Origin of the sequence: Erwinia sp. QL-Z3 (assembly GCF_004551645.1) — a bacterium.
Taxonomy (GTDB): Bacteria; Pseudomonadota; Gammaproteobacteria; order Enterobacterales; family Enterobacteriaceae; genus Erwinia; species Erwinia billingiae.
In genome coordinates this window covers 3672112-3689985 of record NZ_CP037950.1, presented here as the reverse complement: position 1 = coordinate 3689985, position 17874 = coordinate 3672112, and the positions used below count along the sequence as shown (strand labels likewise).

At 56.1% G+C, this 17874-nt stretch carries 15 protein-coding genes; 6 read left to right on the top strand and 9 right to left on the bottom strand.

The window, feature by feature from the left end; genetic code table 11:
• Window positions 1–71 precede the first annotated feature (71 nt).
• Entirely contained in the window at window positions 72–989 is a 918-nt protein-coding gene (locus E2F51_RS17775; RefSeq protein ID WP_134824105.1) for a LysR family transcriptional regulator, read from the bottom strand.
• A gap of 163 nt (window positions 990–1152) precedes the next feature.
• Between E2F51_RS17775 and E2F51_RS17770 the strand changes: the two genes are divergently transcribed.
• On the top strand, window positions 1153–1854 hold the full coding sequence (locus E2F51_RS17770; protein WP_013202126.1) for an SDR family NAD(P)-dependent oxidoreductase: 702 nt from the start codon (window positions 1153–1155) through the stop codon (window positions 1852–1854).
• 72 nt (window positions 1855–1926) lie between these two features.
• A complete protein-coding gene (locus E2F51_RS17765) occupies window positions 1927–2352 on the top strand; it encodes a GNAT family N-acetyltransferase (RefSeq protein WP_134824104.1) in 426 nt (141 codons plus the stop codon).
• On the opposite strand, the gene E2F51_RS17760 is transcribed toward E2F51_RS17765, so the two are convergent.
• The 4 genes from E2F51_RS17760 to E2F51_RS17745 all read right to left on the bottom strand — a co-directional run bounded on the left by E2F51_RS17760 (window position 2349) and on the right by E2F51_RS17745 (window position 6482).
• Window positions 2349–3305: an SDR family NAD(P)-dependent oxidoreductase gene (locus E2F51_RS17760; protein WP_134824103.1), complete on the bottom strand. Its 957-nt coding sequence runs from the start codon at window positions 3303–3305 to the stop codon at window positions 2349–2351. The genes E2F51_RS17765 and E2F51_RS17760 overlap by 4 nt on opposite strands.
• Window positions 3306–3437: 132 nt before the next feature.
• Entirely contained in the window at window positions 3438–3785 is a 348-nt protein-coding gene (locus E2F51_RS24320) for a VF530 family DNA-binding protein (RefSeq protein WP_013202123.1), read from the bottom strand.
• A 157-nt stretch (window positions 3786–3942) separates the two neighbouring features.
• Window positions 3943–4959 carry an NAD(P)-dependent alcohol dehydrogenase gene (locus E2F51_RS17750; protein ID WP_013202122.1) on the bottom strand — a complete coding sequence of 339 codons (1017 nt, stop codon included), beginning with the start codon at window positions 4957–4959 and terminating at the stop codon, window positions 3943–3945.
• 203 nt (window positions 4960–5162) lie between these two features.
• Complete coding sequence (locus E2F51_RS17745; protein ID WP_013202121.1) at window positions 5163–6482, bottom strand: PAS domain-containing methyl-accepting chemotaxis protein; 1320 nt, start codon at window positions 6480–6482, stop codon at window positions 5163–5165.
• Between the two features lie 393 nt (window positions 6483–6875).
• On the opposite strand from E2F51_RS17745, the gene E2F51_RS17740 reads away from it, so the two are divergent.
• The 4 genes from E2F51_RS17740 (at window position 6876) to E2F51_RS17725 (ending at window position 15445) form a co-directional block, all read left to right on the top strand.
• On the top strand, window positions 6876–8390 hold the full coding sequence (locus E2F51_RS17740) for an ABC-F family ATP-binding cassette domain-containing protein (RefSeq protein WP_134824102.1): 1515 nt from the start codon (window positions 6876–6878) through the stop codon (window positions 8388–8390).
• A 208-nt stretch (window positions 8391–8598) separates the two neighbouring features.
• Window positions 8599–10071, top strand: coding sequence for an SrfA family protein (locus tag E2F51_RS17735; RefSeq protein WP_134824101.1), 1473 nt, complete (start codon window positions 8599–8601; stop codon window positions 10069–10071).
• A gap of 2 nt (window positions 10072–10073) precedes the next feature.
• Complete coding sequence (locus E2F51_RS17730) at window positions 10074–13058, top strand: virulence factor SrfB (RefSeq protein ID WP_134824906.1); 2985 nt, start codon at window positions 10074–10076, stop codon at window positions 13056–13058.
• Window positions 13055–15445, top strand: a complete 2391-nt coding sequence (locus tag E2F51_RS17725; protein ID WP_134824100.1) for a virulence factor SrfC family protein — start codon at window positions 13055–13057, stop codon at window positions 15443–15445. Before E2F51_RS17730 ends, E2F51_RS17725 begins: the two co-directional genes overlap by 4 nt.
• Before the next feature lie 185 nt (window positions 15446–15630).
• Here E2F51_RS17725 and E2F51_RS17720 read toward each other — a convergent pair whose 3' ends face one another.
• The 4 genes from E2F51_RS17720 to E2F51_RS17705 all read right to left on the bottom strand — a co-directional run bounded on the left by E2F51_RS17720 (window position 15631) and on the right by E2F51_RS17705 (window position 17867).
• Entirely contained in the window at window positions 15631–15810 is a 180-nt protein-coding gene (locus E2F51_RS17720; protein ID WP_134824099.1) for a hypothetical protein, read from the bottom strand.
• A 237-nt stretch (window positions 15811–16047) separates the two neighbouring features.
• The gene (locus E2F51_RS17715; RefSeq protein WP_013202115.1) at window positions 16048–16419 is read right to left on the bottom strand and encodes a helix-turn-helix domain-containing protein; all 372 of its coding nucleotides are present in this window, start codon (window positions 16417–16419) and stop codon (window positions 16048–16050) included.
• A 117-nt stretch (window positions 16420–16536) separates the two neighbouring features.
• The gene (locus E2F51_RS17710) at window positions 16537–16800 is read right to left on the bottom strand and encodes a type II toxin-antitoxin system RelE/ParE family toxin (protein WP_134824098.1); all 264 of its coding nucleotides are present in this window, start codon (window positions 16798–16800) and stop codon (window positions 16537–16539) included.
• Between the two features lie 131 nt (window positions 16801–16931).
• On the bottom strand, window positions 16932–17867 hold the full coding sequence (locus E2F51_RS17705; protein WP_371732137.1) for an ABC transporter substrate-binding protein: 936 nt from the start codon (window positions 17865–17867) through the stop codon (window positions 16932–16934).
• Window positions 17868–17874: the final 7 nt, after the last annotated feature.

Here is a 17874-nt window from a genome sequence, read left to right as displayed (position 1 = left end):
ATGCGAAGACGATCGGAACCGCATTATTAATTACTGAACCGTACGGTTTATTATACGCAGTATGCCACAGCTCAGGCCGATAGCGTATTTTGCGGCCGACAGACGCTCAGCAGCAGTTGGCGCAGCCAGCGATGTGCGGCATCCGCATCCAGCCTGGGATGCCACATCTGCGCAACGGTGATCTCGGCCGTTGTCACCGGCAGCGCAAAGGCAACCAGTCGCCCCGACAGCATGGCGTTGTTCAGGCAGGAAGCGGGCACCAACGCCACCAGATTGGACGCTTCAGCTACCGCCAGCGCGGCAGAAAAGCCCGGCACCACTGCCGCAATTTTCCGCTGCAGGCCGGACTCGGCCAGCACGTCATCTACCGGACCCCGTAGCTTTCCACGGCGGGACGCGATCACATGACTGAAAGAGACATAACGCGCTTTGCTGACAGGGGTTTCTGCCGCCAGGGGATGCCCTTTTCTGACCACGCCAACAAAACGATCGCGGAACAGCGCCTGCAACCGCACTTCCGGCCCCATCTCACCCAGTACACCGATCTCGATATCGATCTGCCCTTCCCTGAGCGGTTCGGCGCTTTTTTCCGGCTTGGGCGCAAACCGCAGACACACGCCGGGCGCAACGGCAGCGGCGGCCGCAATCAATGCCGCACCGAACGTTTCCACAAAACCGTCATTGGTACGCAGCGTAAAGGTTCGTTCCAGGGTGGCTAACTGTAAGGTATTTGAGGAAGGTCGCAGCAGCGATCGGGCATCGGAAACCGCGTGATGGGTGCGTTCGCGCAGGCCGTCGGCATAGGGTGTCAGCACCATTTTTCGTCCGGCACGCACCAGTAACGGATCGCCGGTGACCGCACGCAGCCGGCTCAGGGTGCGGCTCATCGCCGAAGCACTTAAGCCAAGCCGACGCGCAGCGCCAGCCACACTGACTTCAGCCAGCAGCACATCTAACGCAATCAGTAAGTTCAGATCGGGATCAGTCATGCCCTATCCTGGCATGCAACAGAAACGGTGGGAAGGCGTTTGATGCAGGTTATTACTGCAAATGCTGCGTCTTCCGCCCGGTCTGTTACGGGTCTATATTTCTTTCAGTGACGCAAACGTCTTCGCTTCCCAGACCGGAAGCCTTATTCAGAGGAACTGCATAATGCCTTTATCACATGCCAAAACCGTGCTGATCGTCGGCGCTTCTCGCGGGCTGGGATTCGCGCTGGTCGAAGAGTATCTGCAGCGCGGCTGCAAGGTGGTTGCCACCGGCCGCAGCGCTTCCACCGAAAAACTGGAGATGCTCGCAGAGCAGTTCCCGCATGCGCTTGAAGTGGAAACCGTCGACATCACCGTGCCGGACGAGGTTCAGGATCTGCACTCACGCCTCAGTGAACATCGCTTTGAGATGCTGTTTGTTAATGCGGGGGTGAAAAACAAGGACGGAGAAACCATCGCCGATGTGTCCACCGAGGAGTTTATTCGCGTGATGATCACCAATGCCCTCAGCCCGATGCGCTTTATCGAAGCGTTTCAGGATTTGGTGGAGCAAAACGGAACCCTGGCGGTGATGTCTTCCGGCCAGGGCAGCCTGACCAATAACACCAACGGCAATTACGAACTCTATCGCGGCAGCAAGGCGGCGTTGAATATGTTTATGCGCAGTTTTGCCGCGCGCCACAGTGATGACAGCAAAACGCTGCTGTTGATGGCGCCAGGCTGGGTACGTACCGATATGGGCGGTGCCGGCGCGCGGTTAACCATCGGTGAAAGCATCCCGTCACTGGTCAATACCATGGCGGAATATGAAGGCCGCCGCGGGCTGCACTATCTGGATTATCAGGGAAAGGTGGTGCCGTGGTAAGGCGCGGATCATTGATCTGGAGAGGGGGTATTGTGCTATAACGCCTTAAAATCAGAGTAAAAAGGGACCGCAATGAAACTGACCGTCAGCCATAAAATTACCGATAAAGATCGTGAAGAATTGCTGGATGGGCTTCGCGCGTATAACCGCCAATTTTTCAGCAACAGCCAGTGGCATGAGGTGGGGATTTACCGCCACGACAGTGAAGGCAAGATGACCGGCGGGTTAATTGCCGCCAAAAGAGGTCCCTGGCTGTGCATTGATTATCTGTGGGTCAGCGAAAGCAGCAGAGGCTCTGGATTAGGCAGTGAACTGATGAAAGCGGCAGAGCAGGAAGCCCTGACGCTGGGCTGCCTGCATGTTCAGGTCGATACGATGAGCTTCCAGGCGCTGCCGTTTTACCAGAAACTCGGCTATGCGCTGAAAATGTCTCTGCCGGATTTCCCCGAGCGAGGCATGCAGAGACATTATCTGACCAAAGAGGATCTGGCTGACTAAAGGGTCATCACCACGCGGCCAATGCGGCCGCGCTCTTCTGCACGGCGATGGGCTTCGGCCACATCGGCGAAGGCGAAGGTGGCGTCAATCGGCACGTTCAGTTCGCCGTTAAGCGCCTGGTTGAGCAGTTCCTCAATCAGTTTACGCGGTTCCGGCTCACCCATAATTGGGCCAAGCAGGCAGCCAATCACCGTTTGACGGCGCATCAGCAATTGTCCGGCATCGATTTGCGTTTTGCGGCCACCGAATACACCAACCAATACCGCCCGTCCGCCTTCGTTCAATGCCTGAAGCGCATCATTTAATACATCGCCGCCGACGTTATCGATAATCAGATCGACGCCCTTGCCGTCCAGCAGTGCGCGAACCTGCTCATGGGCGGTTTTATCGGCGGTGACGATGGCGTCAGACAGGCCATATTCGCGCAGTTTTTCCAGGCTTTCCGCACGGGTGCCGGTGCCAATCACGCGCGCGCCCTTCTTCGCTGCCAGTTGCACTGCCGCCACGCCCACGCCACCGCTGGCACCTAACACCAGCACGGTCTGACCGGCCTTGAGCGCGCCCAGTTCCAGAACCCATGCCGCCGTTCCGGCACTGACCGGGATAGTCGCCGCCACGCCCAAATCCAGTCCATGCGGCACCACAAAACAGTTGCCCGCCGGAACAGCGCGCAACTCAGCGTGGGAGCCTTTCCATGAGAAGGTCGTGACCTTTTGACCCAGACTAAATCCGCTGACGTCTTTACCGATTTGTACGATTTCACCGGCGGCGGAATAGCCGATCACCGCATGGTCTTCCTGAGGAAATTCGCGGCGATTTACCAGATCCCCCCCCTCAATGCTGATCGCTTCAACCCGAATCAACAGTTCATTATCCGCAGGAACCGGATCGGCAACGTCCGCAATATGGAGGACGTCAGGTTTGCCAGGTGAGGTGTAGATTGCAGCTTTCATGGGTAATCCTTTCGTTATTCGTCATAAACCAGCGCTGACCGTCAGGTCGTTGCCATGATGAATGAAAGAGTATCAGCCATAAATGCCTGCTCACTTGCCCGAACATGCCTTAAGCGCTAAGAAGCCTCTGATTTACTGGTCTTTCTTTTTCCAGTTTGCCCAGGGATCTTCGGTGAGGATGTCTGGCTCGTGCGTCGCGCTGTGATCGGGCACCGGCGCAGATTGCGGCACTGCTGTGGCGCGGGTGGTCGCGGCAGATTTGTCGTTCAGCGAGGCAAGGTACAAATCCTCCACTTCCTTACGCGCCCACGGCGTGCGGCGCAGGAATTTCAGGCTGGATTTGACGCTCGGGTCGCTTTTGAAGCAGTTGATGTTGATGCGGTTGGCCAACTCGGCCCAACCAAAGCGATCCACTAAAGCGAGAACGACGGCTTCAAGGGTTACGCCATGCATTGGGTCATTTGAAGAGTGAGTGGTCATGGTATGTCCTGATCCGGGTGAGAATGGCGGACAACATACTGAATGCTGCGCGGGAGTGCAATAACACTGATTATAGCGGGTGAATGCCCGGCTTCAGACAATAAAAAACCAGCGCACAGTGCGCTGGTTAACAATGTCAGGAACTTTTAGGCGCGAATCAGAAATCCGCTTTCAGAACCACACGGAAATTCGCTTTACCGGCGCGGACATGATCCAACGCGTCGTTGATTTTCGACATTGGGAAGAACTCGACCTGTGGGGCGATATTGGCACGGGATGCCAGCTTCATCAGAGAGCGCAGCTGGCCCGGAGAACCGGTAGAAGAACCCGTTACCGCTTTGTCGCCCATAATCAGGTCGAACGCGCTGACCTGGAACGGCTTCATCACTGCACCCACGGTATGGAATTTACCCTGTGGTGCCAGCGCGTCAAAGTACGGTTTCCAGTCGAGGTCGACAGCGACGGTGCTGAGGATCAGATCGAAACGTCCGGCCTGCGCTTTCAGGGCTTCAGGATCGCGGCTGTTCACTACTTCATCTGCACCCATATCCAGAATCGACTGCTTTTTGCCTGGCGTTGAGCTGAATGCCACCACTTCCGCGCCCATTGCCCGCAGAATCTTGATGGCGATGTGGCCCAGACCACCAATCCCAATCACCGCGACGCGGCTCATGGCGTTGATGTTGCTCATCAGCAGCGGTTTGAACACCGTAATACCGCCACACAGCAGCGGACCGGCGCTGGCCACGTCCAGGCTTTCCGGAAGCGGGATCACCCACTGCCAGTCTGCACGCAGTTTTTCAGCAAAACCGCCGTGATTCAGGATGGTCGGCGTTGAACCGTTTTCACAGTTAACCTGCTCACCCTTGATACAGGAATCACAGTGCTGACAGCTTTTCGCCGTCCAGCCAATGCCGACACGCTGACCGACTTTCAGGCCTTTGCCCGCAGCCGCTTCGCCCAGTGCCGAAACGCGACCAATCACTTCATGGCCGGCAATGGTCGGGTAGCTGGAGATGCCCCACTCATTATCAATCATCGACAGGTCAGAATGGCAGACGCCGCAGTATTCAACCTCCACTTCCACTTCTTCTGTACTCAGTGCACCTGCTTCGTATTCGTACAGTTCAAGGGCCTGTCCGGCTTGCATAGCTGCGTAGCTTTTAATTTTCACTCTTCACCTCGGTTTTTGAAATTACCTGAGAGAGTTTAGCAAACCGCTCAAGGCTGCCATGGACCGAAACGCGTCATAAGAGACCAGTCTATTGTATCTGATTGTAACTATTGCGGTTTTATCGACCAAACCGCATGAAAATTAACCTCGAGGTAAAATGAACCGCGAGGCGTCGATAACCAGAGATTTACGCCGGGCGCCACTTAATCCGTCAGTTTGTGGGTAACGTGGCCGATCGCTTCGACAACCTGCGAGGAATTGGCCTGAATATCGACGATCACGTTGCCCGCTTCGCGTACCAGATGGACGCCCTCATCGGCGCGAACCAGGTTTGCGGTGATGTTCTTCTGCGCCATCGCCGCTAACTCGTGGTTGCGATCGACCACACCGGAGATCTCCTGACTGGCGGTATGAATATTGGCCGCCAGGCTGCGCACCTCGTTGGCAACAACCGCAAAGCTGCGGCCATGGGTGCCGGCGCGGGCGGCTTCCACCGCCGCATTCAGCGCCAGCAGGTTGGTCTGGCTGGCAATCGAGCGGATAGTTTCGACAATCACCCCAATTTGCGCCGACTGCGAGCTGAGCCCGTTAATATCGTTGGAGACTTTGCGCAGCTCGCTGGCAATTTCATTCATTTTGCGCACGCTGTTTTCAATCACCGTCACGCCAACGCGGGTATTTTCACTGGTTTCCAGCGCGGCCTGATAGGCGTGCTCGGCGGCTTCGCGCTCCTGCTGGTTTTTCATCACCTGTGGTGAAACGTCGGTGGCAAACTTCACCACTTCATACAGCTGATTGTTTTCGTCGAATACCGGGTTATAGGTGGCGCGCAGCCAGATGGTTTTGCCCTGCTTATTGATGCGCGCAAACTGCCCGGAAACAAAGTCGCCACGGCGCAGCTTTTTCCAGAACTCGGCATATTCCCGGCTGTTCGCCAGCTCAGGCGTACAAAACTGGCTGTGATTTTTGCCGATAATTTCATGGGACTGGTAGCCCATGGTTTTCAGGAAATTGTCATTGGCGCGCAGCACCTGGCCGCGCAGGTTAAAGGCAATCACCGCCATTGAGCGGTTAATCGCATTGGTCATCGCCCGCTGTTCCTGCGCATCCAGAATGTGGTCGGTGATGTCCGAGGCCAGCTTAACGATTTTGATCACCCGACCGCTGCGGTCCTGCACCGGCACGTAATTGGCCTCCAGCCATAAGGGACGGCTGTTTTTGGCAATGCGCAGGAATTTATTGCTGAAGCTTTCGCCCTGTTTCAGCCGTTGCCAGAAGTGGGCATATTCGGGCGAACTGACCAGCGATGGCGGGCAAAACATCCGGTGATGCTGTCCAATCACCTCATGCAACTCGTAATCCATCTTTTCTAAAAAAAGCGCATTGGCATTCAAAATAATGCCTTCGGGCGTGAATTCGATCATCGCAATGGCGTCGTTCAGCGAACTTAATGTCGCTTTTGAATGACGGGTATTGTTGTAGAAAACACGTGATAAAACCCCGGATTTAATCGTGCTAATCATGTTGTAACCTTATTGTCATATTTATGGTATTCGTCACAAGTACACTATCGGCAGATTTGGCGGAAATTTAAGCTGTAATTGAGAGGCATCTTTAAAACGGTTTTTTCTGATTATTTTCAATGCGATTTGAAACCCTGTTGATTTCATGGCTATACTTCTGGCACCGATTAACCCTTAACCAATAGTAAGGAGGCCCCCATGCAGTATTGTGAAATGAATTTATTTTCACGTACTTTTGGTATTTGGGCTGCTCAGGCTAATCCGCTTTCCTGCGGCGATGACCTGAGCTTGAGCGAAGCTACCTACTGATTTTCCCTTCCCTCCGGCTTTCCGGGTTGTCGTCTGCTTTTTATGACGACGGGCATGCTTTTGCCTGCAACTCTGGATTAAGCAATGAGCACATTACTTTCTGCACAATCACTCTGTTTTGATAACGCCTTTGGTCCGCTGTTGGATCGGGTTTCCCTGACGCTTTCACGCGGCGATCGTATTGGCCTGATTGGTCATAACGGCTGTGGCAAAAGCACCCTTCTGCATCTGCTTTCCGCCGATATCGAGCCTGTTTCCGGTTCGGTGACTAAAGCCAGTCATTGTCTGATGGCGCATATCGAACAGCACCTTCCCGCAGCGTTGACCCAATCGACGTTGATTGACGCGGTTGTTGCCCAACTTCCCGCTGCCGAACGTCAAAGCGATCGCTGGCAGGCCGAGGTAATGCTCGACCGCTTAGGCTTTGACGAAGCGGTCTGGCAACAACAGGTTGATACCCTCAGCGGCGGACAGCATACGCGTCTGCTGCTGGCGAGAGCGTTAATGCTGCAGCCCGATTTATTGCTGCTTGATGAACCGGGCAACCACCTGGATTTGCCGACGCTACTGTGGCTGGAGCAGTTTCTGAAAAGCTGGCACGGCAGTTTTGTACTGGTGTCTCATGACCGCTATCTGCTGGATCGCGTCACTCAGCGCAGCTGGATTATGCGTGACCAGCAGCTGCACAGCTTTCACTTGCCCTGTAGCCAGGCGCTGGCGGAACTGGCCCTGCGGGATGAGACCGATGCGTTACGCAATCAGGCCGAGCAGCGTGAAATCGATCGGGTGACGAAAAGCGCGAAACGGCTGTCAGTATGGGGACAGGTTTACGATAACGAGGATTTGTCCCGCAAGGCTAAGCAGATGGAGAAGCGCGTCGACAAGCTCCGGGATGAGCAAACGCTGCTGACGGAAGGATCGAAATGGCGGCTGACGCTACAGGGCGAAGCACTGCCTGCCGATCGGCTTATTGAGCTACACAATGCGGCGATTTCCGCCGATGTTGGCTCTCCGCGGCTGTTTACCGTCAACAGTCTGAAGGTCAAAAGTGGCGATCGCGTGGCGATTATCGGCGCCAACGGCGGCGGTAAATCCTCTCTGCTGCGTACCGTCTGGCAGGGATTTTCGCACCCGCGTGACGGGCTGGTGTTTCATCCCCGCGTTGAGGTGGGCTATTACGATCAGCGGCTAATGCAGCTCGATGAGCGTGAAAGCCTGAGCGATGCGCTGGCGCATTTTGCCCCGATGACCAGCGAACAGCGGAAAATGGCGTTAATCAGCGCCGGATTTTCGTGGGTACGCCATCAGCAAGCGGTCAGTACGCTGAGCGGCGGCGAGCGATCGAGGCTGCTTTTTGTCGGCCTCTCGCTGGCGCGTTATTCCCTGCTGCTGCTCGACGAGCCGACCAACCATCTGGATCTGGAAGGCAAAGCGCAGCTCGCCGCTACGTTAGGCAACTATCAGGGTGCCGCGCTGATCGTCAGTCACGACCGGGAGCTGATCGCCTCAAGCTGCAATCGCTTCCTGCTGATCGACCAGCATCGCATTGAGGAATGGCACGATCTGGACAGGCTGTACGCCCGTTTAGCCGGCGAGTAAGCGGTTAAACGGCAGGATATCCCCCGGCCATGGATGGCCACCGTGAATTCTCACCCTATTCGGCACCGCCTTTCGCGCATCCCATTGCGAAAGTAATCACCTGTTTACCCTCTTATTTCCGCCTTAGCCTTAAGTCAAATTCAACTACACTATCGGCAACACTGGAGAAGAGTTTACTTTCCACTTCTGACTAGAAGGTCCTTTTTGCGTGGCAAAATCATTCTTACGCAGCGGAAGTCTGGATGCGGTTCTGCCTCTTGGCGAGAACGGTCAGCCCGTTTATTTGTCAGCCCTGCAACTGCGCGAAACGCTGCGCCTCAGGAAACAACCTCAGATTGCTGATTGCCTGGCTATCCCTCAGCCTAACGATGCCGGCGATCGCCTTGACTGGTACTCACCGATTTCCGGAAAGGTCACCTCCTGGGCCGCCGCGAGCGACAGCTCCCGCAGCCATGCGCTCAATCAGCTGATCGCCTGCCAGCAGGCCGTTGCGGATATGTGCCAGAAAGCGCAGCAGTCAGAAAAAACCAGCCAGAAGCTGTTCGGTGCCCTGCTCGCCAAGGCGCTGCAGTTCCCCGACCAGAACTTTGTCTATCTGGTGGGCGGTAAACCGGTGCTGACCTTCTGGGGTTTCGTTAGCCTGGATAAAAAATCCCGTCAGGATGCACTGGATTGCCTGCGCGCCGTGGAAGAGGACGAGCCGCCGCTGAATCTCTCCAAAATGACGGCGACGATCCCCGCGGTTACCGCCGTGGCCCCGGTTATCGTTCCTGCTCCGGTTGCCGCCGCACCCGACGTGCTGCCAGAGCCGGTTGCCGTGACGCCTTTATTACCGGAAGCCCCGGTGGATGCAGCCCCTGCAGCCGTAGAAGCGCACCCGCCGGTGACATCGCCTGCCGCGAAAAACAAGCTGATCCGCTACGGCTGGATGGTGCCGGCTGCCGCGTTGCTGATTGCCTTTGGCGTGCAGATTAAAGGCTGTGTTTCCCAACCGGACACGGCGAAAACCACCACGCCGGCGGAAGTGAAACCGGCCGCGCCTGAAGCGACGAAAGCGCAGCCAGAAGCCCAGCCACAGCCTGAAGCGACAGCCACAACGCCCGCCGTTGCACCTCAATCCGCCGCTGCACCTCAGCCAGCAGCCGCGCCTGAAGCCGCCAAGCCACAAACGCCTGCCGACGTGAAGCCTGCGCTGCCGGTCGCCCCTTCAACCGTTGCCCCGGTTGACGCGACGCCTGCGGCAACAACAGCCGCAGAACAACCCGCTGAGCCGGTCGCCGACCTGCCACCCGCGCAGAAAGATGACCTGGTGCTGCCTGCCAATGCGGTGAAGCTGGGATCAACCAAATTCCTTGACGGTCAGTGGCGCGTGATTGTTGGCGGCAAGAACCCGATCACCGGCAAGCCACCGAGCCTGCGCTATCAGATGAAAGCCGGCAAAGGCGTGGCAAAAATGACCATGGGCGATGGCATCGTGTGCCGCGTTGATGTGTATGCCGGCCTGATGAAATCCGGCAACCTGGTGATCAACAGCCGCACCAAAGCCAAATGCAGTGACGGTTCGCGCTATCAGATGCCGGACCTGGTATGTAAACAAGGCCTGACTGGCGCAGCCGAATGCAGCGGACAGTACGATGCCAATACGGTGTTACCGATGACGATGAAGCGCGAGAGTAAATGATGATGCTGGCAACGATCGCTGATTTTAAACCGAATATGACGCTGATTCAGAACAGTGGCATTCAGTTCCTCGACTTTGCGCTGACGCCTGAGCTGGACGCCGATCTGCCGGGCAAATTTGTCCGCCAGACCGCCAACGGCCCGCTGCTGCGCCTGAACTTCAACACGCAAAACGGCAAATATATGCTGCCGGTGAACGCCGGCACCGCGCCTGAAGTGGTGAAGCCGGAGTTCAGCTTCCCGCTGGCGCAATCCCTTGCGCTGCTGAACGGCATCTGGCTGCCGCTGCCCTTCCTGCGCTTCAATCCGCCGCGCACCTTTATTGGTGGCCCGGACAACTGGGCGCGCATGCAGATTATCGCCCTTGATAAGCCGGATCAGAATGGCAACTCGTACCGCGTCTGCCTGGCCTTTGAAACCCGTGTCTGGGCCGAAGGTGAAGATGAGTCGCTGGCGCTGAACGAAAGCGACGTCAAGAATGGCGTCAGCTTTGCGCTGGCACATCGCAGTAACGAACTGGGCGAATTCCTCGACCACACCTGGATTGACGGCTGGCTACGCGAAGTGTTCAGCCAGCAGGCGGCCAGCGTGGAAGACCGCCCGCAGGTCAATATTCGTGCCGCCCTGCGCGAGTTTGAATATCAGGCGCATTACCTGAATGTCCTGCATATGCTCGGCGAGCAGCTAAACCTGCCAGAGCTGAAAATCAGCGCCGCCACTCTGCAGGAACCGGCGATCCCGGTGGATTTAATCCTCGATGTCGGCAACTCGCACACCTGCGGCATTATGGTGGAAGAGCATGTTGACGATCATCATGGCCTCAAGCACACCTACGAACTGCATCTGCGCAACCTGAGCGAACCGCATCAGCTGTTTAACGAGCTGTTTGAAAGCCGCGTGGAATTTGCCCAGGCCAACTTTGGCAAACAGAACTTCTCGGTCGAAAGCGGCCGCGATGACGCCTTTATCTGGCCGTCGATCACCCGCGTTGGCCGCGAAGCCAGCCATCTGGCGTTGCAACGTCTCGGCACCGAAGGCGCCACCGGCATCTCCAGCCCGCGTCGCTACCTGTGGGATGAAGAGAGCTACACGCCGGGCTGGCGCTTCAGCCGGACGCCGGGCAACTCCGCTCAGGAGCCGCTGGCCACCGCTGCGCCGATGACCAATCTGGTCAATGACGAAGGCCAGCCGCTGTATAATCAACCGTTTGATGAGCGTCTGCCGGTGTTCCTGCCGCAGTACAGCCGCAGCTCGGTAATGAGCTTTATGCTGTCCGAACTGCTGGCCCAGGCCCTGATGCAGATGAACAGCGCCATCCAGCGCCAGAAAATGCTGCACAGCAGCGCGCCGCGCCAGTTACGCAACATCATCCTGACGCTACCGTCGGCGATGCCGAAACCCGAGCGGGAAATCTTCCGCCGCCGGATGCACGAAGCCATCGCGCTGGTGTGGAAAGCGATGGGCTGGCACCCGGCGGATGACGACTTTACCAGCGCCAAAGACAAGGCCAAAAGCCTGGTACCGGTGCCGGAAGTGCAAATGGAATGGGATGAAGCCACCTGTGGTCAGATGGTCTATCTCTACAATGAAACCCAGGTGAACTTTGGTGGCCGTGCGGAAGCCTTCTTTGTCAGCATGGCACGCCCGGACCGCGCCCGCGCGGCGGATGAGCCGGTTGGCAAAACCCTGCGCATCGCCTCGATTGATATCGGCGGCGGCACCACGGACCTGGCGATCACCCAGTACCGTCTTGATGATGGCGTCGGCAACAACGTCAAAATCATGCCGCGCCTGCTGTTCCGTGAAGGCTTTAAGCTGGCGGGTGACGACATCTTACTCGACGTGATCCAGCTGTATGTCCTGCCGGCCTTACAGGCGGCGTTTAAGCAGGCTGGGATGGTCAACCCGGAAGGCGTGATGACCCGCCTGTTCGGCCATGAAGGTCGTCTGGACGGACACTCCACGCTGCGTCAGCAGGTGACCTTGCAGGTGTTTATTCCGGTCGGCCAGGCGATTCTGGAAGCCTACGAGCGCTTCGACCCGCTGGATCTGAATGCCGAAGTGGATGCCCGCTTTGAAGAGTTGCTGGCGCTGCCACCGACCAGCAAGCTGCTGGATTACATCAACCGGGAAATCCAGCGCGAGCTGCCGGGTGAAGCCGATGAGTTTGATATTCTGCGCGTGCCGCTGATCGTCAAGTTGAGCAAGCTGCACACCGAGTTCCTGTCACCGCGCATGAACATCACCCACAGCCTGCGTTCGATGGCGGAAGTGGTGGCGGTATATGATTGCGATGTGCTGCTGCTTACCGGTCGCCCTTCACGCTTCCCTGGCGTGCAGGCGCTGTTCCGCCACCTTCAGCCGCTGCCGGTCAGCCGTATTCTGTCGCTGGACGGTTACCACACCAACGACTGGTATCCGTTTAACAAACAGGGCCGCATTGAGAACCCTAAATCTACCGCCGCCGTCGGGGCAATGCTCTGCCTGCTGTCGCTGGATTTACGCCTGGCGAACTTCTGGTTCAAAGCCGGCGATTTCCAGCCCTATTCAACCATCCGCTATCTGGGGATGCTGGACAGCAACGGCGCGCTGAGCAGCGATAACGTCTGGTATGGCGATATCGATCTGGATGACGAGAAGTTCAGCCTCGATTCCCGTCAGCGTTTCCAGGTGCGCGGTGCCCTGACGCTGGGCTTCCGTCAGCTGGATAATGACCGCTGGCCCGCCTCGCCGCTTTACACCCTGCACATTGCCGATCCGCAGCTGGCGCGCAGCGTGGCTGGCGACAAGGTGCTGAAAATTAAACTTGCTGTCGCTAAAGAATCCGGCGACTTTGGCCCGGAACGCTTTGAAATTGCGGACGCCACGCTCGATGACGGCACCCAGGTTCCGCTGGAGCATTTACGCCTGAAGCTGAATACCTTAGCCAGCAGCGGATCGGGATTAACCCATTACTGGATCGACAGCGGGAGCGTATACAAGAAATGAAACCTTTGACGCCAAAACAGCTGTCCGGCACCTTCGGCAAAAAACTGGAAACGCTGGCCAAAGGCATTGAGCGCTCGGTCAGCTGGCTGGAAAGCGCCCGCGAAACCTCGCCGCGCCTGAATATGGAAGCCGATCGCCTGAGCGTGCGGCTGCAGCGTCAGCTGAATAAAGCCACTAACCTGCTGGAAGCCGCCGGTAAAGAGTGCGCGATTGGCTTCTTTGGCCTGTCCCAGGCGGGAAAGTCGTATCTGATCACCTCCCTGGCGGCCAGTGAAAAAGGCAAAACCGAGATTGCGCTGGGCAGTTCAGTGATCGACTACAGCGTGCTGAATCCGCAACAGCTGACCGGCACCATGGTGGTTCGCTACAGCGGTCAGCAGGTTCGCGTTGATAACGAGTGGCCGGTGCAGCTGGCGCTGTTAAGTGAAGCAGAGCTGGTCGCTATTCTGGCCGACGTCTGGTCACGCCGCTGTGGCGATCAACCGGCGGTGTTCGACGAGCAGCAGATTTCTGAACGGCTGAAAACGGTGTCGATGTACCGTCAGCCAGAGGCCATCGATGGCATGAGCCGCCAGGACGTGGTGGCCTTGTGGGATCGCCTTGCCACCTCGCAGCTGTGTTCCGGTAAAGCGCTGGAAACGCACTTCTGGCCGCTGGCGATTGAGCTGGCGCCGATGCTCGGCGTCGACGATCGTGCCCGCCTGTTCTCGCTGTTATGGAATGAAGATCGCGGGCTGACCGCCCTTTATCGCCAGCTGGCGCACGTGCTGCATCATGTCTCCTGCGTGCCTCGCGTGCTGGCTCCGCTGGCGGCGCTGGACGATGCGTCCCTGAGTATTTTAAACAGCAACGGACTGCGTTATTTCAACGCTTCGTCGGATCGCGTGATTCAGGTGGTGCCTCAGCATAACGGCCGCAATCTGCAGCCGGTCAATCTGCCGCTGGCTGAACTGGCGCTATTAGGCCGTGAAGTGCTGATGCCGCTGTACAGCGCCCCGCGTGAGAGCCTGTTCGAGCAGGTTGATATGCTGGATTATCCCGGCTTCGAACAGCCTGCGGTGCTGCCCGATGACGAACACCATGAGCTGGCGCTGGCCTTTATGACCGCCAAGCGCCCTTTCCTGTTAACCCGTGCCGCAGAGCATCAGGATGTTAACCTGCTAATGGTATGCAGCGCCGTCGGTCACCGCGCGGAGACCCGCACCGTTGGCCGCGTGCTGGATAACTGGGTGAAGCAGACCCAGGGCGAAAATACCCAGGTGCGCAGCCGCCGCAAGCCCGGCCTGATTTGGGCACTGACGCCGTTCGATCAGCGCATCACCCGTGGACAGAATTTTGATGCTGCCGTTCAGCGTTATGTCGGTAATCCGGGCGATGTCTGGGGATCGATGCTGGCGATGGATGAAAAAGGCGTTAAGCGTATGGCGGGCTGGCTGATGACCGAGATCCGTCGCGAAGCCAAAGTGGAAAGATTGCAGGAACAAAGCGCCGAAATCCGTCGTGAACTGGCAGAAAACCTGCTGGGCCGCTGGTATCTGGCCTCCGAGAAGGAAGAGCCGCAGGCGCGTCTGCGCATTGCCGGAAGCCTGCTGAAATCCTTGCAGGCCAGAACCGGCGTGCATGGCGAGCTGCTGGAAAGGTTGTTGCCTGCGCGTGAAACCCTGCGTCACCTGTTCCTGCAGCGTCAGAATCCCGGCGAGCGTCCGCTGGTGGAAGAGTATGCGTTAAGTGAAGATGACCCGTTTGGCATCGGCATGAGCATCGATTTACTGAGCGATGAGCCGGTCGCCGGACTGCTGAATGCGGAAGAGCAACACGCCGCCGAAGAGCCCGAAGCCGAATTTGCCCAGCAGGTGTATCGACACTGGATCAATATTCTGCGTCAGTTGCCGGACCAGGGGCCGCTGCTGGAGCTGCTGGGCGTGAACAAGCCGACGTTGGAAATGCTGACCGAAGAGTTGGTGACCGCCAGTATCCGTTTAGATATTGAAGCCCTGCTGGTGAAAAAGCTCACCGATCATGACGCGTCAGGCACGCCGGTTGAAATGATGGCCGATCGTCAGGTTTCCCGCGCGCTAAGCGTGATGGGGGATTTTGTCGCCTGGTTAGGTTTCCAGCACGTGCCGGAAGCCGAACGTCCACAGAGCAAGATCAACCGTGGAAAGCCGATTTTCGCCAAACCGGAAACGCAGACAGCGAGCCTGGGCCCCGGCCAGCGCCTGACCAAACTGGATCTGAAACCGAACAATTACGCGGCCTGGTATATTTACGACTGGCTGGTGGGATTAAACGAGATGATTTTACAAAACGCGGGCTACTCGGCGGCGCGTGAAATCAACAGCGAACAGCGTGACGAGCTGGCGTTAATTCTGAAGCAGATAAAGTAGACGATAAAAAACCGGGGCAGAAAGCCTGCCCCGGCAACACAATTAGTGCAAAACTACAGCAAACCTCAACACACGACCCTACTTTCAACACATTCCTTCACCTCACGGTGATGGTTTCGACGTTCATTCATTACGCTACACGGACTTTCCCGATGGATTTCCTCAACTCTGACCCACTTGCGTGGTTACTGCGATTCAGCGTTAGCAAACCATCTCGGATCGAAATTGCCAAAATCCAGGCCATACATACCGGCGATAGGAATAATCGACTCAAACACGCGTTCTGAGATCGGATTGTGATTGGCCATTTCATCGGTTTGCCCGTTAGCGATCTGCCCAAACAGGCGAGTTAACCAGTTGCTCATCATCATCTCCTAAAGGATTATTCGTTCTGTGACACCAGATTTACCGGATCCCAGCATTGAACGGAAATAAGGATATCTGCATCCGTTATGCGGTGGACAGATATGCCAGGCGCTCACTTATCTGACCTTATAAAAGCCGCGACCTGTTCGCCGACATATCATCAGTGAAACAGGTTGCCACCCTGTTTCTATCGCCTTAATTTATCTACAAAAAACCCCGCTTATGCGGGGTTAAATTTATTCTAACGTCAACTGTTCGGGATCACACTTATAGAGTTGGGCAAGCCTTTCTAAATTATCTTTTCTGGGTTTTTCTGACTTTTCAAACTCTGAAACAGTTGCTTGAGTGATTCCTAATTTTTCAGCAACTTGCTTTTGCGTCATGCCTCTGTAGAGTCGCCAGGCAGCCTGCATGGTGCAGTTTTTCGATGAGAATATGTTTATCACCTCATTGGGGTATTTAACGTTATCGCTGGGGCCCCTTTCGGTTTCAAGGTATTCATAAAGCTCATCTAACTCGCTGTTAAAAATTAACTTTTTAAACAAATCCATAGGCACAATAGCCGAAAGTTTTTCACCTTTACTGTTGGTGATATATTGAATCGCCATGCCATTAATCCTTCCTAATTCAGAGAGTTATAAAATTATCATTATGCTGCTTGTTTTGGCGTCTTAGCCCAAAAATCATAAGCTAAGGTGAAAAGCCAGACGGATCGCCCAGTTTGCTTAGTAGGTCGAGTTGTTTCGGCGAAGAACGTGCAGAATTTCAATCACTACTGGGGTTCCACCATGTAACTCTATGAGGACACGATAATTTCCAGCTCTGAGGCGAAACTGGTTTTTCATATCGGTAAGCTTTTTGAAATCAAGATTGCCGATAATGGGGAAATCACCCAGAGAATTAACCTTGCTGCGCACAGCTTCCTGGTCTCTCGCTGGTAGTTTTCGCAGGTCTTTCGCTGCTTTACCTGTCCAATAGATCTGAACCATAAAACATCCTTGTTAGCTTAACATCCTTAAAACGCCATCCCAGCGCCATCCCAGCGCCATGCGAAAATATAGGGTTAAACACCTATACTGTCAATAAACTAACCCTATACCTATCCAAAAAACCAATATTCCTAATAAACAATCCCCTGCGGATTCACCGTGGAATGAGCAATCGCTTCATCCTGCTCGCCCCAGCGTTGCAGCACCTGTTGATACTGCCCGCCGGCAATGGTGCCATCCAGCGCGGTTTGTAAGGCCGGAGCCAGGCCGTTGCCCTTTTTGGTGGTGACGGCCACCCAGGCGCGGAATGGGCCGTTGCCCACCAGTTTGGTTTGCCCACGAGATGCCACTTTCCAGGCGGCGATAGAGTGTGGACCAAACATCGCATCCGCGCGGCCGGATAGCAGCGACAGCGTCGCCGAGGCATCATCGGTCAGATAAATCGGCTCAACCGGCGCCAGCCCTTTTTCCCGGTTCTGCTGGTCCCAACTCAACAGGATGCGTTCCTGATTGGTGCCAGAAGCGACGATAATCTTCTTACCGGCGACATCCTTCGGCGAATTAATGACGGCGATCGGGCTGTTGGCCTTCACCGAAAACGCATGGTTATCCGAGCGATAGGTGGCAAAATCGAACTTCTTTTTGCGCTCCTCGGTGACCGCAATATTAAACATCGCCACATCATAACGCCCGGCCGCTATCCCTAACGGCCAGTCCTCCCACGAAGCCGGCACCAGTCGCAGCTTTAAGCCCAGACTGTCGGCTAATAAGCGGGCGATATCCGGATCGCTGCCAATGCGGGTTTTATTGTCCGACGCCAGCAACGCCAGCGGCGGCGAATTGGTGGCTGAGGTCGCCACCGTCAGATATCCCGGTTCGATAAAATGAAATCCCGCCGGGATCTTGCCGATCGCGTCCGGGTTCGCCGGCGCATTAATTGGCGTTTCGTTCTTCAACACGTCCAGTTTTTCTGCCGCCGTGGCGGTAACGCTGCTGAGCCAGATCACGCTGGTCAGCGAAGCGGCAAGCAGACTGCATTGCCATAATGGGTTTGCTTTGATCATCATGTCCCTT